Raw genomic sequence first — 19,715 nt, 5'->3', positions numbered from 1 at the left:
TCCGTTTCTGTAAAAGAGCGGACCTGTTTTATCAGGAAAAATCGGAGGGATAAGGATGGAGATCAGCCGGAAGGAGATTCTTAGATATTTAGGATATGGAAATAAGGAAAGCGATGAGCAGATCAGTGCATTGGTTGAGGAAGTATTGGACGAACTTCTGGCTGCAGCATCACCCAAATGTATACACAGGGCATTTCCGTTAACACTGCTTCCTGAGAATGAGATTGATTTTACTGTCTTTCGTACAAAAAGCCGGAATTTAAGTAAAAATCTGGCGGATTGTGAGGAAGTTCTGTTATTTGCAGCAACACTGGGAACCGGAGTGGATGTGCTGCTTCACAAATACACCAGACTGCAGATGAGCAGGGCTGTCATTATGCAGGCTGCTGCAGCAGCAGTGATTGAAGAATACTGTGACGAAGAAAATCGCAAACTGAAACAGGAATATGAGGCCAGGGGCTTTTATTTAAGACCCAGATTCAGTCCCGGCTACGGTGATTTTTCGCTGGAATGTCAAAAAGATATAACAACAGTGTTGGAAACACCCAAGCGGATTGGCATTATGCTTACGGAAAGCCTGCTGATGACTCCCTCCAAATCCGTGACGGCAGTGATGGGAGTCAGTAAGAAGCCTTACCGGTGTGAGATAAAAGGGTGTGAATCCTGTGGGAAAAAGGACTGTGCATACCGGAGATAAGATAGAAACTGAGTGGAGATGGAGGAAAGTATGACAGCGATTTTAGAGAAATTGAAAGAAAGAATCCTTTTTTTTGACGGAGGCATGGGCAGCCTTTTACAGGCCAATGGCTTAAAACCCGGTGAACTGCCGGAAACCTGGAATGTAACCCATTCTGATTTAATCGTAAAGCTGCACAGAGATTATCTGGAAGCCGGTGCAGATATGATTAAAACCAATACCTTTGGTGCGAATGGTTTAAAATATAATAAGGACAAGGAATTTGATTTAGAGCAGATTGTGACAGCTGCCATGAAGAATGCCAGGGAGGCGGCGGATACTGCCGCTTATTCCCAGGGAAGGTCAAAAGGAGCGATAGCCCTTGATATCGGTCCTACCGGTAAACTTTTAAAGCCTCTGGGAGATCTTGATTTTGAAGATGCCTATGAGCTGTTTTCCCAGGTGGTAAGAATCGGTGAACGGGAAGGGGCAGACCTCATTCTCATTGAAACCATGAGTGACAGCTATGAAGCAAAAGCAGCGGTTCTGGCTGCAAAAGAAAACAGCAGACTGCCTGTTTTTGTGACAATGATTTTTGATGAGAAAGGAAAGCTTTTAACCGGAGGAAATGTGGAATCTACGGTAGCTCTTTTAGAAGGGCTGGGAGTGGATGCCATGGGAATTAACTGCGGTCTTGGTCCTGTTCAGATGAAAGGCATTCTGGAAGACATTATGAAGGTGGTTTCTCTACCTGTCATTGTAAACCCCAATGCCGGACTTCCAAGAAGTGAAGGCGGAAAGACGGTTTATGACATTGATGCCGATGAATTTGCCAGAGTCATGAAGGAGATTGTGGAGGCGGGGGCCTGTATCATTGGCGGCTGCTGCGGAACCACGCCGGAGCATATAGAAAAAATGGCAGCCCTTTGTAAGGATTCGCCGGTCAGACTTCCGGAAAGAAAGAACCGGACGGTGATTTCCTCCTATGCCCAGGCTGTTGTCATAGATCAGGATCCGGTTATTATTGGAGAACGGATTAACCCAACAGGAAAAGCTAAATTTAAGCAGGCGTTAAAGGATCACAATCTGGAGTATATCTTAAGAGAAGGCGTTCTCCAGCAGGATAACGGAGCCCATGTGCTTGACGTGAATGTGGGACTTCCTGAGATTGATGAATCAGCCATGATGGTAGAGGTAGTGAAAGAACTGCAAAGTATCATTGACCTGCCTTTACAGATTGACACCTCCAATATGACTGCCATGGAACGTGCCATGAGAATCTATAACGGTAAGCCCCTTATCAATTCCGTGAACGGAAAGAAAGAAGTGATGGAAGCCATTTTCCCTCTTGTAAAACGGTACGGAGGAGTGGTGGTTGCTCTTGCTCTTGACGAAGACGGTATTCCGGAAACGGCTGAGGGAAGAATTGCAGTATCAAAAAAGATTTATGATACCGCAGCCGGATATGGGATCGGAAAAGAAGATATCATCATTGACGCTTTGTGTATGACAGTGAGCTCTGACAACAAAGGTGCCATTACAACCCTTGAGACCGTAAGACGGGTAAGGGATGAATTACAGGGAAAAACCATCCTTGGAGTATCCAATATTTCCTTTGGCCTTCCCCAGAGAGAGATTGTCAATGCAGCATTCTTTACCATGGCTCTGCAAAACGGACTGAGCGCCGCCATTATAAATCCAAACTCAGAGGCCATGATGCGCTCTTACTACAGCTTCCGTGTGCTTGCAGACTTAGATCCCCAGTGTAGCAATTATATCAGCATCTACAGCGGTAACGTGGCCGTTCTTGGTGAGGTAAAAAGACAGGCAGGGGATCAGAAAGCAGCCGGGGTAAGCGGAACGGATTTATCCTTAGGGGAAAGCATAAAAAAAGGATTAAAGGACAGAGCGTATGCCGCAGTTTCTGAACTTCTGGAAAACAGGGAACCCCTTACCATTATTAATGAAGAGATGATTCCCGCTCTCAATGAGGTTGGAAAAGGTTTTGAGAAGGGAACGGTATTTCTTCCCCAGCTCCTGATGAGCGCAGAGGCGGCAAAGGCAGCTTTTGAGGTTATTAAGGAGAAGCTGGCACAAAGCGGTGCAGAGGAAAAGAAAAAGGGAACTGTAATACTTGCAACCGTAAAGGGAGACATTCACGACATCGGCAAAAATATTGTAAAGGTGCTTTTGGAAAATTACAGCTATGAAGTACTGGATCTTGGAAAAGATGTTCCGCCTGAAACCATTGTAAAAACGGCTGTCGAACGGAATGTGAAGCTGGTGGGGTTAAGCGCTCTCATGACAACTACGGTTCCAAGCATGGAAGAGACCATACGCCAGCTTCGCACCCAGGCGCCTTTTGCAAAGGTTATGGTCGGCGGGGCAGTTCTCACAAAAGAGTATGCAATGACAATCGGCGCAGACCAGTATTGCCGGGACGCCATGGCATCCGTGAATTATGCCGAGGATATATTTGAAGTAAAATAAGGTGCCTCATTGACAAATAACGAATGAATGGTACAATAAAACTTGATAATATATCTGGAGGTACAAAATGGGAAAGATAATTTTAACGGGGGACAGACCCACCGGAAAGCTTCACATCGGACATTATGTGGGTTCGCTGAGGCGCAGGGTGGAATTGCAGAATTCCGGCGAATTTGACGAAATTTTTATTATGATAGCGGATGCTCAGGCATTGACGGATAATGCGGACAATCCGGAAAAGGTTCGTCAGAACATTATTGAGGTAGCGCTGGATTATCTCGCATGCGGGCTGGATCCCAGTAAGAGTACGTTGTTCATCCAGTCTCAGATACCACAGCTTACAGAGCTTAGCTTCTATTATATGAATCTGGTTACCGTTTCAAGACTTCAGCGCAATCCTACTGTAAAATCAGAGATTGCCATGAGAAATTTTGAAACCAGCATACCCGTGGGCTTCTTTACCTATCCAATCAGCCAGGCAGCTGATATTACGGCATTTAAGGCCACCACGGTCCCGGTGGGAGAAGATCAGGAGCCTATGATTGAACAGACCAGGGAGATCGTACGGAAGTTCAATTCCGTTTACGGAGATGCTTTAGTAGAGCCGGATATCCTGCTTCCGGATAATCAGGCGTGCTTACGTCTTCCAGGAACAGATGGTAAGGCAAAGATGAGCAAATCCCTTGGCAACTGCATCTACTTATCCGATTCAGAAGATGAGGTTAAGAAAAAGGTAATGAGCATGTACACTGATCCCAATCACCTGATGGTTTCCGATCCCGGACAGGTGGAAGGCAATACTGTATTTACCTATCTGGATGCATTTTGTAAAGAAGAGGATTTTAATGAATATTTACCGGATTACAAGAACCTCGATGAGTTAAAAGAGCACTATCAGAGAGGCGGACTTGGAGACGTGAAAGTAAAGAGATTTTTAAACAGTGTGCTGCAGGCAGAGTTAGAACCCATCAGAAAAAGAAGAAAAGAATACGAAGCAGATATCCCTTACGTATATCAGATCTTAAAAGAGGGAAGTCAGAAAGCAGAAGCAGCAGCAGCAGCTACCTTAAAAGAGGTTAAGGAAGCGATGAAGATCAACTATTTTGACGATGTGGAACTGATCGGAGAACAGGCAAAGCGGTTTAAAGGTCAGGAATAGGAGTTGTCATGAAGATCGTGTCCATTCATGAGATACTGGAATGCAATCAGCTTTTAAAAGACAGCGGATTGGAATTTAAGATTCATTTAAGAGATGCCTGCGGGAAACAGTCCTGCTTTGTGGAATCCCTTAGTGAAAGCAATCAAACAGCAGAATATCAGGCGCTTTATGAAACACTGGAAGCGTACTTTAAGAAACTGCGTTTTCAGTTGGAGTATAATGAAGATAAGACAAACTTCTGGATGAGTTAACTCCGGAATCTGGATTGCCGGAGTGGCTGCAAAGGAGAAAAACCTTTGGGCTTCTCCGGTTTTTTTAACTTAATAATAAAATAATAATTATTATCAATATTATTTATTGAATTTTCTGGTAATCTATGCTATGATTATACCATGAATTAGGAACAACTAACTCATAAATTTAAACGAAACAAGCCATATTAATTTAGTATAGCCATCAGGAAAGGAGATAGATTGTATGTCATTCATTGGAAAAGAGATCAGTGATTTTAAAGTACAAAGTTTTATAAATGGAGAATTTAAGGAAGTGGTTAAAAAGGATGTTCTGGGTAAGTGGTCCGTATTCTTTTTTTATCCGGCGGATTTTACTTTTGTCTGCCCCACAGAACTGGAAGATCTTGCAGATAAATATGAGGATTTTAAAAAGGCGGGCTGTGAAATTTACAGCGTATCCTGTGATACCCATTTTGTACACAAGGCCTGGCATGACGCTTCAAAGACAATAAAAAAGATTCAGTATCCCATGCTTGCGGATCCTACAGGCGCGCTGGCAAGAAGCTTTGATGTTCTGATTGAGGAATCCGGCATGGCGGAACGGGCAACCTTTGTTGTGAATCCGGAAGGAGTTATCGTCGCTTATGAAGTGATTGCCGGCAACGTGGGGAGAAACGCAGAAGAACTGTTTCGGAGAGTGGAGGCTTCTCAGTTTGTCGCCAAACACGGAGATGAGGTTTGTCCTGCAAAATGGAAACCAGGTGAAAAGACATTAAAGCCCAGTCTGGATTTAGTAGGGCTTCTGTAAAGGCGGGATCCTATGGCTGAATTTTATGACGTAATTATTGTAGGCGCAGGTCCTGCAGGTCTCTCCGCAGCCATTTATGCAGCCAGAGCCAGATTTAAGGTTCTGGTACTGGAAAAGGAAAAAATCGGCGGTCAGATTACCATTACATCGGAAATTGTAAATTATCCCGGAATCGAAAAAATAGACGGCACAGAGCTGACAGAAAAGATGCGGGCCCAGGCACAAAGCTTTGGCGCTGAATTTCAAATAGCAAAGGTGACAGATTTTGATTTATCCGGAGATATGCGAATTGTGAAAACCGATAAAGGTGATTTTAAGACCCTTGGAATTGTTCTTGCTCTTGGTGCAAACCCCAGAATGCTGGGGTTTGCAGGAGAGAGAGAATACAAAGGCAGAGGAGTGGCTTACTGTGCAACCTGCGACGGTGAATTTTTCACCGGAATGGATGTATTTGTAATTGGAGGTGGATTTGCAGCAGCAGAAGAAGCTGTATTTCTCACAAAATATGCAAGAAAGGTCACCATCATTGTCAGAGAAGAAGATTTTACCTGTGCCGCCTCTGTAGCGGATAAGGCGAAGAATCACGAAAAGATTGAAGTTCATTATCAGACAGAGATCATGGAAGCTGCTGGTGACAGGCTTTTACAATCTGCCAGATTTCGGGATAATCAGACTGGAAGAGAATGGACTTATGAAGCGCCAGAGGGAGAATCCTTTGGTATATTCGTATTTGCAGGCTATGTACCGGACACAGAAATAGTGAAAGGAAAGCTGGAGCTTGACGGCCACGGTTATCTCATTACAGATCACAATCAGATGACGGGGATTCCCGGAGTGTATGGAGCCGGTGATGTGTGTGTCAAGAATTTAAGACAGGTGGTAACCGCTGTTTCCGACGGTGCAGTTGCCGCCACGTCCTTAGAAAAATATGTGGCTGATGTTTATGAGAAGTTACAGTTGTCTCCACGGGAGCCTCTGGCACAAGCGGATCACAAAAGTGAGAATAGAAAGCAGCAGGATGAATCAGGAGAAGAGAATTTAATTACTTTCGAAATGAGACAGCAGTTAGAAGCGCTGTTTGAAAAATTTCAGAAAAAAGTTGTTGTAAAGGCACTTTTGGATCAAAGTCAGCTTTCCGTTGAAATGGATTCCTTTTTAAAGGAACTCTCTGGCATATCAGAGAAAGTGGAATGTCTTACAGAGCGGGTATCTGATAAGTCAGAACCGGATGAGACAATTCCCGCCCTGTTGGTTTTAAGAGAAGATGGTGCGGAAACAGGAATCCGCTTCCATGGAATTCCAGGAGGCCATGAGTTTAATTCCTTCGTTATCGGATTATACAATGCGGCGGGGCCGGGACAGACTGTTTCTAAGGAAGAAGAAGACAGAATACACAGGTTAGACAAAGAACTTACCATTAAGATTGCGGTTTCATTATCCTGTACCATGTGTCCGACCACCGTTATGTCAGCAGGCAGAGTTGCGGCAGAAAATGGCAAAGTAAAGGCATGGACTTATGATCTTGCTTATTATCCGGAACTAAAGAAACGCTATCAGATTATGAGTGTGCCCTGTATGATTATCAATGATAAGGTTGTAGAATTCGGAAAGAAGTCCGTAGAGGAGCTTCTGACCGTTTTGGAAAGTATAGAATAGAAAAGGAGAAATCATGATGAATTATCTGGAAATTGAAAAGGTCATAGGAAGAGAAATTATTGACTCAAGAGGGAATCCTACTGTTGAGGCGGAGGTTCATTTAGCGGATGGCACCATTGCCACAGGAGCCGCACCAAGCGGAGCGTCTACAGGAGAGTTTGAGGCCCTGGAGTTAAGAGACGGAGATAAGGCCCGTTATGGTGGAAAGGGCGTTTTAAATGCAGTTCACAATATTAATACGGTGATCCATTATGCATTGGTAGGAATGGACGCATCTGATATTTACGGAATCGATCAGGCGATGATTACAGCCGATGGAACACCGGATAAATCAAGACTTGGCGCCAACGCCATTCTTGCAGTATCCATTGCCTGTGCAAGAGCAGCAGCAGTGAGCATGGGAATTCCTCTTTACCGGTTCTTAGGTGGTATTACAGGCAACCGCCTTCCAGTTCCCATGATGAATATTTTAAATGGTGGAGCTCATGCTGCCAATACCGTAGATGTTCAGGAGTTTATGATCATGCCGGCAGGAGCACCAAGCTTTAAGGAAGGCCTTCGCTGGTGTACCGAAGTGTTCCATTGCCTGGCATCTATTTTAAAGGCAAAAGGCCTGGCAACCTCAGTAGGCGACGAAGGCGGTTTTGCCCCTGACTTAGAGAGCGATGACGCAGCGATTGAACTGATTCTGGAAGCGGTGAGAAAAGCAGGATATGAACCTGGACGGGACTTTGTACTTGCCATGGATGCAGCCTCCAGTGAGTGGAAAGGTGAAGGCAAGGGACAGTATCTTCTGCCTAAATCCGGCAAGCATTACTCTTCTGCAGAGTTAATTGAACACTGGAAACAGCTGTGTGAAAAATATCCCATCTACTCCATTGAGGACGCACTTGATGAAGAGGACTGGGAGGGCTGGAAGCTTTTAACCAGGGAACTCGGAAACAAGATCCAGCTGGTAGGTGATGATTTATTTGTTACGAATACAGAACGTCTGAAGAGAGGTATCACAGAAGGGTGCGGTAATTCCATCCTCATTAAACTCAATCAGATCGGTTCCGTATCAGAGACACTGGAAGCCATTAAGATGGCTCACAGGGCAGGGTATACCGCGATTGCTTCCCATCGTTCCGGAGAGACAGAAGATACTACCATCGCAGATCTTGCAGTGGCTTTAAATACCTGTCAGATTAAGACCGGAGCTCCAAGCAGAAGTGAGCGTGTGGCCAAATACAACCAACTGCTTCGTATTGAAGAGGAACTGGGTGAGAGTGCCGTATATCCAGGAATGGATGCATTTCATATCCGCCGTTCCTAATTAAGAGTGAGTAAGACCTGCAGGTCGAAGATAAGACTTGCAGGTCTTTTTTTGTGATTTGCGAAAAGGGTTTGATGTAGGGAGAAATAAATGATATGCTTAAGAAATTGGTGGAATATCCGAGATACTTTCTCAATAGAATAAACAGTGATACCGTTATAAAAGAGCAATAAGTGGGAATGTATGAGAAAGTAGGAGAAGGATAGTGGCGGAAATAAAGAGGATCAGGTGCGGAAGTGAAAACTGTTATCTGATAGAAAAAAAAGAGAGAGCCATTCTGATTGACACCGGTAGAAAAGGCTTTGAAGAAAAGATACTTAATCATTGTAAAAAGAGCAGGGTAGAACTCATTATTCTGACTCATGGTCATATAGAACAGGTACAGAATGCGGCCCATTTATCCAGGGAGTTAAAAGCCCCTCTGGCAATCCACAGAGATGATCTGGGGATTCTTAAGGATAATTTTAAGGAACCTGTGTCTTATCAGGGCCTTTTAGGGATGGTAGTGGCCGATGTTGCTGCAAAAAACTTTGAAGAATCTGTTATTTTTGATTTTACACCTGATATTTTTTTGAAAGAGGGAGACAGGTTGGATGAATACGGGATTGACGGGACAATAATTGAACTGCCTGGTCATACCAGAGGCTCCATCGGGCTGGAACTGGAGAAACGGGCAGTCTTTGTGGGAGATGCTCTGATGAACTTATTTTATCCCGGACTTCCCATGATTTACTGTGACCGGGAAGCCATGATAAGAAGTGCGGAAAAAATCAGTGCTCTTGGAGTAAGAAAAATATATTTCTGTCACGGAAATCCAGCAGAGAACGGAACGTGGAGCCGGATAGAAAAATAAACAGAGGAAATTATAGTATGATAAAAATTTACGCGGAAGAATTTAATTTAGCAGAGGGTGAGAATAAACGGGAAACAGAACATTTTAAGGGGGAGCTGCTCCTTCGAAAGGGATTAAAGAAAGATTATGGAATCGATTATGGTGAGAGCAATCCAATTCCAGTTATAAAGGGAGTACATGGCAAACCTCAATTAAAGGAATATCCCCATATCTTTCATAACATCAGCCATACGGCAGGACTGGCCGCCTGCGCAATTGGAGATGCACCGGTGGGGATTGATGTGGAAGAAATACGCCCTTTTTCTGAGAATATCATCCGAAAAGTGATGTCAGAACAGGAAAAGGAGCAGTTTTATAAGCTTAAGGGAGAGGAACAGACTGCCTTCTTTTTTAAGATCTGGACACTGAAGGAGAGTTATGTAAAAGCCGGAGGCTGGGGGATTACCATTCCTCTTACGGAGTTTTCCTTTGAACTGGGTCCGGATGGTATTACATGCTCTGTTCCCGAAGTGGAGATAGTCCAGTATTGTCTGAAGGAGAGATATATTTTATCTTTGTGCACTTTTAAGAAAACGGAGATATGCTTTAAGGAAATATTATAAGATGGAAATAAATGGGCAAGAATCTATGTAAGTGGTTATCACTGAAATGGAGGAAGGCCCATGAAACTTGTATCGGATCAATATTTAATCACGTATCTTCAAAGATTTGACCAATATCCGTTTGAAGTAAAACTTCACGGAAAAACCCATTTAATCGGGGAGGGGAATCCAGTATTTAAAGTCAGTATGAAAGATGAGATTGACAGCAGTAAGCTGTTGTCCAGTACTTCCCTTGCACTGGGCGAAGCCTATATGAAGGGAAATCTGGATATCGAGGGAGATTTGTTCCAGGCACTGGATCATTTTATGGGACAAATGGCTGCTTTTACGGCAGATCAGAAAAAACTAAAAACACTTTTTTTTACTTCTCTTTCCAAAAAGAATCAGGAAAAGGAGGTTTCTTCTCATTATGACATCGGTAATGATTTTTACAGTCTCTGGCTTGATGATACCATGAGCTATTCCTGTGGTTATTTTAAGGCAGAAAATGATACCCTTTATGAGGCTCAGTGCAATAAAGTGGAACGCATTTTAAAGAAGCTTTGTTTAAAGGAGAACATGACCCTTTTAGACATTGGCTGCGGCTGGGGTTATTTATTAATAAGGGCGGCAGAGGAATACGGTGTAAAGGGTATGGGGATTACCTTAAGTGCAGAGCAGAAAAAGGAATTTGAAAGGCGGATTGAGGTTCTGGGTCTGTCTGATCGTATTACGGTAGAATTAATGGATTACAGGGATCTGCCTAAAAGCGGAAGGACTTTTGACCGGGTAGTCAGCGTGGGAATGGTGGAGCACGTTGGGAGGGAAAATTATGATCTCTTTCTTAAAAGTGCAGAGTCCGTTTTAAAGCCGGGAGGGCTGTTCCTGTTACATTTTATCAGCGCACTGAGGGAATATCCGGGAGATCCCTGGATGAAAAAATATATTTTCCCGGGAGGCATGGTACCCAGTCTCAGAGAAATGATAAATCTATTAAGTGATCATAAATTTTATGTTTTGGATGTGGAAAGTCTCAGACGACATTATTATAAAACACTGCGTCACTGGGATCAGAATTTTAACGAAAACAGGAATCAGATCGAAAAAAAGATGGGAACTGAATTTGTGAGAATGTGGGATTTGTATTTAAATGCCTGCGCTGCAACATTTCATAACGGAATCATTGATCTGCACCAGATTCTTATATCAAAGGGAATTAATAATGAGCTCCCCCTTACCAGGTGGTATTAACGTGAAACACCAGGGTTGCCCCTGCATAAAAAACATGGTATGATTCCATGGGAAGAACCAGAAAGGATCTTTATGGAATCAGATGAATAAGCGAAAGAAGAACATACTTCTGGTTTGCATCTATGCAGTTATGCTCCTGCTGTGCTTTCTCATTGTCCTGTTGTTACAGAAAGTTCATTCTCCTCATACAAAGGACGGAGATGCTAATAGGGCGACGGAGAGCACAGCAGTACCTGATACAAAGGAAGAACCGGAGACGAAAGACAACAGGGAAACGTTCTCTGCTGCTGAGACAGAACAATGTACGAAAGAGGCCATATGCCCTTCTCTTCCCCGCCCCGCGGAAAAGGCAGTGGAAGAAACGAAAGAAGAGGAAAAACCGTACCAGCCTCCGGTCATTGTAATTGCATCAGACGTCCATTATTTTTCACCGGAGCTGACGGATTACGGGGAAGCTTTCGATGAACTGGAAAAGCTGGACGATGGTAAGGTAGTCCGCTATATTCCACAGATTATGGATGCATTTACAGATCAGATGGAGAAAAAGAAGCCTGCCGCGGTGATTTTAAGCGGTGATTTAACTTTAAATGGAGAGAAAAAGGGACATGAGGCGCTGGCTGAAAAATTAGCGGTTCTGGAAGAAAAGGGAGTAAAGGTTCTTGTGATACCTGGAAACCACGATATTAATAATCATGCAGCAGCATCTTATTTTGGTAAGGAAAAGGAACCCATACAGGAAGCAAATGAAAAGGATTTCTATGATATATACCGCAGGTTTGGATATGATCAGGCCAGAAGTCTGGATCAGAACTCTCTTAGTTATGTCTATGAACTGGACGAAAAAAACTGGCTTCTTATGGTGGATTCTGCCCAGTATGAACCTTATAACAAAGTGGGGGGAAGAATTAAAGAGAAAACCCTTGACTGGATGAAAACACAGCTGGAAGAAGCGAAAAAGGTGGGTGTAACGGTTGTGGTAATTGCCCACCATAACCTTTTGAAAGAGAGTATTTTATATCCGGAGGACTGTACCCTGGAAAATAGCGGCGATGTGGTCCGTTTACTGGAGAGTTACCGGATTCCTCTTTACATAAGCGGTCATCTGCATTTGCAGAAAACCAAGACTTACAGACAGGAGCCGGGTGAAAAGGGGGCAGATTACCACATCAGTGAAGTGGTTGCAAACTCCTTTGCCATCAGTCCCAATCAGTACGGTGTCCTGACCTGGACCGGCGATAACCGGCTTATTTATACCACGGAACAGACCGATGTGGAGGACTGGGGTAAGAAAACCGGAACAACGGATGAAAACCTTTTAAGCTTTAGCGGATATGCGGAAAAAAGCTTAAAAGAAGTGGTGTATGAGCAGGTGAGCAGACAGATTAAGAATCTTCCAAAAGAACAGATTGAGGAGATGGCAAAGCTGTATGGGGATTTGAACAGTGATTATTGCGCCGGAAGACCCATCGATGCCAGAGAGATTAAATCCACCACAGCATTTCACTTATGGCAGAGGAATCTGCCGGACAGCCGGCTGTTTGCCCAGATTGACCAGATATTAAGAGATACGGCTTCAGACCATAATACATGGGAGGGCAGGACAGAAGAAACGAAAGAGGAAGACAGCGATGAAGATGACAGAGAACAAACGCCTTAAGCGGGGAAGTGTTCTGACCATAACTGGCGGAATATTATGGGGAATATCGGGAACCTGCGGGCAGTATCTATTGCAGGTGAAAGGAATGGCTTCCGACTGGCTGGTTCCGGTACGATTACTTTGTGCAGGAATTCTGCTGCTGGTTATCTGCTTTATGAAACAGGGAAAGCAGATTTTTGCACCGTTTAAAAACGGAAGGGATATGAGAGATTTATTCATCTTTGGCATGATTGGCATGTCCATGTGCCAGTATACCTATTTCACCGCCATTGGATATTCCAATGCAGGTACTGCAACGGTGCTTCAGTACATAGGACCTGTTCTGATTATGCTTTATGTTTCTGCACGGGCGGGAAAAATTCCTGAGAAACACGAACTACTTGCGGCAGCCCTTGCCATGGCAGGAACTTTTTTACTGGCAACCCATGGAAAACCCGGAAGTCTTGCGATTTCAGACCGAGCCCTGTTTTGGGGACTGTGCTCTGCGGGAGCCCTTGCAGTTTACACCACTCAGCCGGGAAGGCTTTTAAGTAAGTATGGATCTATGGTAATAACGGCATGGGGAATGCTCATTGGAGGAGTTTTACTTGGTCTGATTTTCCGACCCTGGGAGAAGACAGTTCTCCTTGATGGGGCGTCTGTTACGGCAATGGCACTTATTATTGTGTTTGGCACAATCATTGCATTTGCCTGTTATATGGAAGGCGTCAACTGTGTGGGACCTAAGAAAGGGAGCCTTCTGGCATCGGTAGAGCCAGTGTCAGCCACTGTGTTTTCCGTGCTTTTTATGGGAGTTAACTTTGGTCTTATGGACTTTATAGGATTTGTATGCATTCTATCTACTGTATTTCTTCTGACGTCGGGGAAAGAATAGTCCATGCTTTACAATTTATTTCATATCATATATAATGATGAAATAAAATTACATGAATTAGAGGTAAACCATATATGCAGGAAAGTATAAGTGTGTCCGGAGTTCTCTGCTCATCCTACGATTCTTTTTTTGAAGCAGAGAAAAAGATTGCGGATTTTATTCTCTCAAATAAAAGTGATATCATAGACATGACAGTAGCTGAGCTGGCTCTGGCAAGCGGAACAAGCGATGCCACAGTGTCCAGATTCTGCAGAAGATGCGGATTTAATGGCTTTCATCATCTAAAGATTAATCTGGCTAAAGAGGTGGCGGAGGAACGGGGCAATTCCATTGAAGTTTCCAATGACATCAGCCGTGATAATATCGGTCAGTCTCTTCAGAATATCCTGGCCAATAAGGTGGCGGAGCTGACCCAGACCATTTCCATGATGGAACCGGCTGAGCTTGATCAGATCTTAACTATGATAGAAAAAGCCAGAACAGTCCAGCTGGTGGCAGTGGGCAATACCATCCCGGTAGCACTTGACGGTGCCTTTAAATTCAATCAACTGGGAATTGCCACTGTGTCTGGAACCATTTGGGAGACCCAGATGGCATATACCTGCAATATGGGGCCGGATGATGCGGTCATCATCATATCCAATTCCGGTTTTTCCAAACGGCTTATGACTCTGGTGGCAGTAGCTAAGGAAAACCATGTTCCTACCATTGCAATCACCAATAATCCCTCATCCCCTCTGGGACAGGCCTGCGATCTTCACATCACTACGGCAACCAGGGAGAAGCTTCTTTTGGGTGAATTTTGTTTTTCCAGAGTATCGGCCACAACCGTAATGGAGATCCTATATCTCTTTTTATCGGTCAGCAGAAAGAATTCACATGATCATATCAGACGTCACGAAATTGCAATATCCGATGATAAAAAATAAGGAGAGCCGTAAGGTTCTCTTTTTTTGATTCAAAGGGATGAATCTTAGCAGTTTCTTTGGGGAACAATGGTATATGGGGAAATAGCACAAAAAACAGGGTTAGGATAACGGCTGTTTTATCACTAATTGTGCAAAGCGACGAAATGATTTGAGAAATAATATTTCTTGCATAAACGTATTGACGAAATAAAACAATCGTATTATAGTATAGACGAGGGGATGAAATAAAATTTTATATAAAGAAGGAGCAGTGATATATGATTTACACAGTAACATTTAATCCGGCTCTCGATTATGTCGTAAAAGTAGATCACTTCACACTGGGAACCGTCAACAGAACTGAGCAGGAAGACATTTACTGCGGAGGGAAAGGGCTGAACGTATCAACCGTTCTGGCTACTCTGGGATACGGGAATACTGCGTTAGGCTTTGTCGCTGGATTTACCGGAGACGAGATTGAACGCAGAGTGAAAAATCTGGGCTTTCGAAGTGATTTTATTCATGTTGAAGAAGGAATGTCCAGAATCAATGTAAAGCTCAAATCCGGTGAAGAGACAGAAATTAACGGAAGCGGACCAAAGATCACGAAAAAAGATGTGGAAAAGCTTTATGAAAAGCTTGACTGTCTTACAAAAGGGGACGTCCTGATTTTATCTGGAAGTATTCCCGCATCACTGAATGATGATATTTATGAACGGATCATGGAGTATCTGGATAAAAGAGGAATCCGCATTGTGGTCGATGCGACCCGGGATTTACTTTCAAATGTGCTTTATTATCATCCGTTTCTGATAAAACCCAACAATCATGAACTGGGGGAGATGTTCGGTGTAACGCTAAAAAGCGTTGATGAGATTATCCATTATGGAAAACTTCTTCAGGAAAAGGGTGCTGAAAATGTACTGGTTTCCATGGCAGGAGACGGTGCAGTTCTGATTACGGAAAAGGGAGAGGTCTTTACCCTGGGAGTGCCCTCCGGAACCGTGAAAAACTCTGTTGGAGCCGGAGATTCCATGGTAGCAGGCTTTGTTGCAGGTTACCTGGAAAACGGCAGTTATGAACATGCTCTGCGTCTTGGAAGCGCCGCTGGAAGTGCCACCGCATTTTCCGATGGCCTTGCAGGGAAAGAAGATATCAGGAAGCTTTACAATGAATTATTAAAGGAGGGGTTTTGATGAAGATTACAGACTTACTGAAAAAAGAAAGTGTGGAGCTTGGGGTTCATGTTTCCAGTAAGGAAGGGGCCATCGATCGTTTGGTGGATTTGATGGATGCTGCCGGAAGACTGAGGGACAAAGCAGCCTATAAGGAAGGCATTCTGGCAAGAGAGGCACTTGGCAGTACAGCAGTGGGAGATGGAATTGCCATTCCCCATGCGAAGGTAGCGGCAGTAAAAGAGCCGGGTCTTGCAGTAATTGTAGTACCGGACGGAGTGGATTATGACGCGTATGACGGTACCCTGTCTACGATCATTTTTATGATTGCAGCACCCGATGGAGAAGCAGATGTTCATCTGGAGGCACTGTCTAAATTATCGACTTTGTTAATGGATCCTGATTTTAAAGAATCTTTGATTCATGCAGGCTCAAAGGAAGAGTTTCTGCGTCTGATTGATGAAAAAGAAGCTGGCAGAACAGCAAAACCAAAAGAAGTTAAGAGCGGCTACCGTGTTCTGGCAGTAACAGCCTGCCCCACCGGAATTGCACATACCTTTATGGCAGCTGAAAACCTGGAACAGAAGGGTAAAAAGTTAGGAATTCCTCTTAAAGCAGAAACAAACGGCGCAGAGGGGATTGGAAATGCACTGACAAAGGACGAAATCGCTGCAGCTGACGGTATTATTATTGCAGCCGATAAGAATGTGGATATGTCCCGCTTTGACGGGAAACGTGTTGTTGTAGCCACCGTTTCGGAAGGAATTCAAAAAGGTGAGGAACTGATCAAACGTGCAGTGAGCAGTGAAACACCCATTTATCACGATAGCGGTTCTGCAGCTTCCGGGGAAGATACCAGACAAGAGGGTGTCGGTCGTTCTATTTACAAGCATTTAATGAACGGCGTTTCTCATATGCTTCCCTTTGTTATAGGCGGCGGTATCTTAATCGCACTTGCATTCCTGTTTGATGATTATTCCATTGACCCTTCTAATTTCGGCAAAAATACACCGCTTGCGGCTTATTTAAAAACAATCGGAGAACAGGCATTTGGAATGATGCTTCCAGTTCTGGCAGGATATATTGCCATGAGTATTGCTGACCGTCCTGGTCTGGCTGTTGGTTTTGTCGGCGGTCTGATTGCTAAAATGGGAGCCACCTTTGCAAATCCTGGCGGCGGAAGCGTAAACTCCGGATTCCTTGGAGCATTGCTTGCTGGTTTTATCGGTGGTTATATTGTTCTGCTTTTAAAGAGTGCATTTAAAAAACTTCCAAAATCCTTAGAGGGAATTAAACCGGTTCTTCTTTATCCGTTAATTGGGATCCTCCTTGTTTCCGTTGTGACCACATTTATCAATCCGTTTGTGGGAGCGATTAATGACGGACTGACCAGTCTGCTAAACGGTATGGGCGGAACAAGTAAAATTATACTTGGAGCGGTTGTTGGCGGCATGATGTCAGTGGATATGGGTGGTCCGGTTAATAAGGCAGCTTACGTCTTTGGTACAGCACAGCTGGCTGAAGGAAACTTTGATATTATGGCAGCAGTTATGGCAGGCGGTATGGTTCCTCCTATTGCAATCGCGCTGTGTACCACATTCTTTAAAAGGAAATTTACAGACAAAGAGCGTCAGTCCGGTCTTGTGAACTATATTATGGGACTGTCCTTTATCTCTGAGGGCGCAATTCCTTTCGCAGCAGCGGATCCTCTTCGTGTGATTCCCTCCTGTATGATCGGCTCTGCAATAGCAGGCGGACTTTCCATGGCACTTGGATGTACCTTAAGAGCACCTCACGGCGGAATCTTTGTTCTTCCTACAATTGGCAATCCATTTGGTTATCTGATTGCAATTATTGTCGGCTCTTTTGCAGGCTGTCTGGTTCTTGCAGCATTAAAGAAAAATCTTCAGTCTGAATCATAATAGGAATCAAATGCCCCTGTCAGTCACGACGGGGGCATTTGAGTTTCTGCCATCACGTTATCTAAATTCCGGTTAACTTGAACAGCAGGAAGGCTTTCCGGAGCTGCTTTTCTGATCTTGTACCAGTTTACGGTTGTAAAGACGGCAATCATCAGAAAGGCAAATGCCAGGATTAACCCGATTGCCCAGTATCTGTAATGTTTATTCATAATAGACTCCTGTTTTATTTGTATGGGATATTGAAAGTATGGACGGATAAAGGCCTGATATACGAAAAAGTACGAAAAGTGTTGATTAAAAGCCGGACAGGAAGTACAATTTTTATATAGAAGAATGGAAAAAACAAACGAAGTACTGCAGCCAGGAGGTATAACATGTATAAAAGCTGTATATTTGATTTAGACGGAACTATTATTGACACAATCCAGTCCATGTCTCACAGCATCAGCCTGACTATGGGAGAATTTGGCTATGCTCCTATTGACGAAGCTCATACCAAAAAGTTTGTAGGAGATGGATACCGCAAACTGGTGGAACGGGCGCTTTTATATTCAGGAGATAACGAACTGGTTCATTATGAGGAGGCAATAGTGATCTATGACAAGACCTTCCAGGAAAACTGCCTTTATAAGGTGAAGGCATATGACGGTATGCCAGAGTTATTAAAGGATCTAAAAGCAAAGGGGATTAAATTAGGCGTGCTGACCAATAAAGGACACGATCGGGCAGTTGAATGTGTGGAGAGTGTTTATGGTAAAAACTTTTTTGATCAGATTATTGGAGAAGGAAATGGAATAAAGGTAAAACCAGATCCGGCCGGAGCACTTTTAATGGCAGAACGTTTTTCGCTGCTGCCATCGTCCTGTCTGTATTTTGGCGATACCAATACGGATATGAAGACAGGCAGAAATGCAGGAATGGATACAGTAGGAGTGACTTGGGGATTTCGTGACAGGCAGGAGCTGGAAGCATTTGAGCCCAAATATATCATCAGTCATCCCAGAGAGATTCAACATGTTTTTGAATAAAAATCCGAAATGATGGAAAATTAAGGGGAGATACGTAAATGAATCTCTTCTTTTTTTGTGAAGAGGATGGAGGAAACATGGCAAATTCTAAATATTTAAAGTGGGGATTGGTTATCATAGCTTCGGTCTGGGCTTCTTTAATCGGAACAATGATTGGATATGCATGGAACATCACTCATATGCCTCAAAAACTGCCGGAAGTGGAAATGCCTAAAATTCAAAATACCAATATCAGCATTGAGACCCAGGAGAAGATGGAGGGATATTGGACAGTTGCCGTATTTGGAGTGGATTCCAGAGACGGAACATTGGGAAAAGGAACCAGATCCGACATGCAGATGCTGTTCAATATAAACCTGGGAACAGGGGAAATAAGAGCGGTTTCCGTTTACCGGGATACTTATTTGAAAGTAAATAATAAGGGGCGTTTTGATAAGATAAATGAAGCCTACTTCAGCGGAGGTCCCGCACAGGCTCTGGAAGCACTGACGGATAATCTGGATATTAATATTGATGATTATGCATCTTTTACCTGGAAAGCGGTTGCTGATGCCATTAATATTCTGGGTGGAATCGATGTGGATATCAGCCACGATGAATTCCGGTTAATTAATGGATTTATCACAGAGACTGTGGAATCAACAGGTGTGGGATCCCATCATTTAAAAAAGGAAGGCCCAAACCATTTAGACGGAGTTCAGGCAGTTGCTTATGCCAGACTTAGAAAAATAGATACGGATTTTAAACGGACAGAGAGGCAGAGAGAGGTTGCCAATCTGGCATTGAAAAAAGCCAGAGAGGCAGATTTACCGACCTTAAACCGGCTGGCCAATGCCGTACTGCCCCAGATTTCCACCAGTATCGGAATGAAAGATATAATCCCAATTATGAAAAATATGAAGAGATTTCATTTGACGGAAAATCAGGGATTCCCCACTAAAATGATTGATGCTAAAATTAATAAGAGGGATTGTGTCATACCGGTTACTCTGGAGGAGAACGTGAAATGTCTTCATCAGTTTTTATTTGATGAGGACCAGTATGAGCCTTCGGAGCTTGTAAAAAAGATCAGCCGGCAGATTCAGGTAAATGTTAAGAATAAGAAATGATTTCCTTTTCCTTTAGAAAG

18 protein-coding genes are annotated in these 19,715 nt (G+C 43.7%); 17 read left to right on the top strand and 1 reads right to left on the bottom strand.

Features of this window, described 5'->3' with window-relative positions:
* Positions 1-55 precede the first annotated feature (55 nt).
* The 15 genes from ABS301_RS00690 to ABS301_RS00620 all read left to right on the top strand — a co-directional run bounded on the left by ABS301_RS00690 (position 56) and on the right by ABS301_RS00620 (position 17,558).
* Positions 56-697 (top strand): vitamin B12 dependent-methionine synthase activation domain-containing protein, encoded by a 642-nt coding sequence (locus tag ABS301_RS00690; RefSeq protein WP_349670362.1) that lies wholly within the window; start codon positions 56-58, stop codon positions 695-697.
* Positions 698-727: 30 nt separating this feature from the next.
* Positions 728-3,166, top strand: a complete 2,439-nt coding sequence (locus ABS301_RS00685) for a homocysteine S-methyltransferase family protein (RefSeq protein WP_349670361.1) — start codon at positions 728-730, stop codon at positions 3,164-3,166.
* Positions 3,167-3,233: 67 nt separating this feature from the next.
* Positions 3,234-4,325 carry a tryptophan--tRNA ligase gene (gene trpS, locus ABS301_RS00680; protein ID WP_349670360.1) on the top strand — a complete coding sequence of 364 codons (1,092 nt, stop codon included), beginning with the start codon at positions 3,234-3,236 and terminating at the stop codon, positions 4,323-4,325.
* Between the two features lie 8 nt (positions 4,326-4,333).
* Entirely contained in the window at positions 4,334-4,576 is a 243-nt protein-coding gene (locus ABS301_RS00675) for an RDAC family protein (protein WP_349670359.1), read from the top strand.
* Between the two features lie 226 nt (positions 4,577-4,802).
* On the top strand, positions 4,803-5,366 hold the full coding sequence (gene ahpC / locus ABS301_RS00670; RefSeq protein ID WP_104438460.1) for an alkyl hydroperoxide reductase subunit C: 564 nt from the start codon (positions 4,803-4,805) through the stop codon (positions 5,364-5,366).
* A gap of 12 nt (positions 5,367-5,378) precedes the next feature.
* The gene (locus tag ABS301_RS00665; protein WP_349670358.1) at positions 5,379-7,022 is read left to right on the top strand and encodes an FAD-dependent oxidoreductase; all 1,644 of its coding nucleotides are present in this window, start codon (positions 5,379-5,381) and stop codon (positions 7,020-7,022) included.
* A 16-nt stretch (positions 7,023-7,038) separates the two neighbouring features.
* Positions 7,039-8,337, top strand: coding sequence for a phosphopyruvate hydratase (eno, locus tag ABS301_RS00660; protein ID WP_349670885.1), 1,299 nt, complete (start codon positions 7,039-7,041; stop codon positions 8,335-8,337).
* Between the two features lie 205 nt (positions 8,338-8,542).
* The gene (locus ABS301_RS00655) at positions 8,543-9,190 is read left to right on the top strand and encodes an MBL fold metallo-hydrolase (RefSeq protein WP_349670357.1); all 648 of its coding nucleotides are present in this window, start codon (positions 8,543-8,545) and stop codon (positions 9,188-9,190) included.
* A 17-nt stretch (positions 9,191-9,207) separates the two neighbouring features.
* Complete coding sequence (locus tag ABS301_RS00650) at positions 9,208-9,792, top strand: 4'-phosphopantetheinyl transferase family protein (protein WP_349670356.1); 585 nt, start codon at positions 9,208-9,210, stop codon at positions 9,790-9,792.
* Positions 9,793-9,852: 60 nt separating this feature from the next.
* Complete coding sequence (locus ABS301_RS00645; RefSeq protein WP_349670355.1) at positions 9,853-11,022, top strand: class I SAM-dependent methyltransferase; 1,170 nt, start codon at positions 9,853-9,855, stop codon at positions 11,020-11,022.
* An 82-nt stretch (positions 11,023-11,104) separates the two neighbouring features.
* Positions 11,105-12,679 (top strand): metallophosphoesterase, encoded by a 1,575-nt coding sequence (locus tag ABS301_RS00640; RefSeq protein WP_349670354.1) that lies wholly within the window; start codon positions 11,105-11,107, stop codon positions 12,677-12,679.
* Positions 12,651-13,553 (top strand): DMT family transporter, encoded by a 903-nt coding sequence (locus ABS301_RS00635; RefSeq protein ID WP_349670353.1) that lies wholly within the window; start codon positions 12,651-12,653, stop codon positions 13,551-13,553. The genes ABS301_RS00640 and ABS301_RS00635 overlap by 29 nt, the downstream gene beginning before the upstream one ends.
* A gap of 74 nt (positions 13,554-13,627) precedes the next feature.
* Positions 13,628-14,482, top strand: coding sequence for a MurR/RpiR family transcriptional regulator (locus ABS301_RS00630; protein WP_349670352.1), 855 nt, complete (start codon positions 13,628-13,630; stop codon positions 14,480-14,482).
* 257 nt (positions 14,483-14,739) lie between these two features.
* On the top strand, positions 14,740-15,657 hold the full coding sequence (pfkB, locus tag ABS301_RS00625) for a 1-phosphofructokinase (protein ID WP_349670351.1): 918 nt from the start codon (positions 14,740-14,742) through the stop codon (positions 15,655-15,657).
* Positions 15,657-17,558 (top strand): PTS fructose transporter subunit IIABC, encoded by a 1,902-nt coding sequence (locus ABS301_RS00620; protein WP_349670350.1) that lies wholly within the window; start codon positions 15,657-15,659, stop codon positions 17,556-17,558. Before pfkB ends, ABS301_RS00620 begins: the two co-directional genes overlap by 1 nt.
* Positions 17,559-17,581: 23 nt before the next feature.
* Here ABS301_RS00620 and ABS301_RS00615 read toward each other — a convergent pair whose 3' ends face one another.
* Positions 17,582-17,767: a hypothetical protein gene (locus ABS301_RS00615; RefSeq protein WP_349670349.1), complete on the bottom strand. Its 186-nt coding sequence runs from the start codon at positions 17,765-17,767 to the stop codon at positions 17,582-17,584.
* Positions 17,768-17,932: 165 nt separating this feature from the next.
* On the opposite strand from ABS301_RS00615, the gene ABS301_RS00610 reads away from it, so the two are divergent.
* Together ABS301_RS00610 and ABS301_RS00605 are read left to right on the top strand one after the other, a co-directional pair.
* Complete coding sequence (locus ABS301_RS00610) at positions 17,933-18,586, top strand: HAD family hydrolase (RefSeq protein ID WP_349670348.1); 654 nt, start codon at positions 17,933-17,935, stop codon at positions 18,584-18,586.
* Between the two features lie 77 nt (positions 18,587-18,663).
* Positions 18,664-19,695, top strand: coding sequence for an LCP family protein (locus ABS301_RS00605; protein ID WP_349670347.1), 1,032 nt, complete (start codon positions 18,664-18,666; stop codon positions 19,693-19,695).
* Positions 19,696-19,715 lie beyond the last annotated feature (20 nt).

Origin of the sequence: Lacrimispora sp. (assembly GCF_031982545.1) — a bacterium.
Classification (GTDB): domain Bacteria; phylum Bacillota; class Clostridia; order Lachnospirales; family Lachnospiraceae; genus Lacrimispora.
The sequence above is the reverse complement of the archived record's forward strand: the minus strand, read 5'-3'. Positions and strand labels throughout refer to the sequence as shown.

Bases quoted from the DNA above. Each gene is read 5' to 3' on its own strand.
- ABS301_RS00635 (WP_349670353.1), top strand. From the start codon at position 12,651: ATGAAGATGACAGAGAACAAACGCCTTAAGCGGGGAAGTGTTCTGACC.
- ABS301_RS00645 (WP_349670355.1), top strand. From the start codon at position 9,853: ATGAAACTTGTATCGGATCAATATTTAATCACGTATCTTCAAAGATTT.
- ABS301_RS00610 (WP_349670348.1), top strand. From the start codon at position 17,933: ATGTATAAAAGCTGTATATTTGATTTAGACGGAACTATTATTGACACA.
- ABS301_RS00650 (WP_349670356.1), top strand. From the start codon at position 9,208: ATGATAAAAATTTACGCGGAAGAATTTAATTTAGCAGAGGGTGAGAAT.
- trpS (WP_349670360.1), top strand. From the start codon at position 3,234: ATGGGAAAGATAATTTTAACGGGGGACAGACCCACCGGAAAGCTTCAC.
- ABS301_RS00605 (WP_349670347.1), top strand. From the start codon at position 18,664: ATGGCAAATTCTAAATATTTAAAGTGGGGATTGGTTATCATAGCTTCG.
- ABS301_RS00620 (WP_349670350.1), top strand. From the start codon at position 15,657: ATGAAGATTACAGACTTACTGAAAAAAGAAAGTGTGGAGCTTGGGGTT.
- ABS301_RS00675 (WP_349670359.1), top strand. From the start codon at position 4,334: ATGAAGATCGTGTCCATTCATGAGATACTGGAATGCAATCAGCTTTTA.
- ahpC (WP_104438460.1), top strand. From the start codon at position 4,803: ATGTCATTCATTGGAAAAGAGATCAGTGATTTTAAAGTACAAAGTTTT.
- ABS301_RS00615 (WP_349670349.1), bottom strand. From the start codon at position 17,767: ATGAATAAACATTACAGATACTGGGCAATCGGGTTAATCCTGGCATTT.
- ABS301_RS00640 (WP_349670354.1), top strand. From the start codon at position 11,105: ATGAATAAGCGAAAGAAGAACATACTTCTGGTTTGCATCTATGCAGTT.
- pfkB (WP_349670351.1), top strand. From the start codon at position 14,740: ATGATTTACACAGTAACATTTAATCCGGCTCTCGATTATGTCGTAAAA.
- ABS301_RS00630 (WP_349670352.1), top strand. From the start codon at position 13,628: ATGCAGGAAAGTATAAGTGTGTCCGGAGTTCTCTGCTCATCCTACGAT.
- eno (WP_349670885.1), top strand. From the start codon at position 7,039: ATGAATTATCTGGAAATTGAAAAGGTCATAGGAAGAGAAATTATTGAC.
- ABS301_RS00685 (WP_349670361.1), top strand. From the start codon at position 728: ATGACAGCGATTTTAGAGAAATTGAAAGAAAGAATCCTTTTTTTTGAC.
- ABS301_RS00690 (WP_349670362.1), top strand. From the start codon at position 56: ATGGAGATCAGCCGGAAGGAGATTCTTAGATATTTAGGATATGGAAAT.
- ABS301_RS00665 (WP_349670358.1), top strand. From the start codon at position 5,379: ATGGCTGAATTTTATGACGTAATTATTGTAGGCGCAGGTCCTGCAGGT.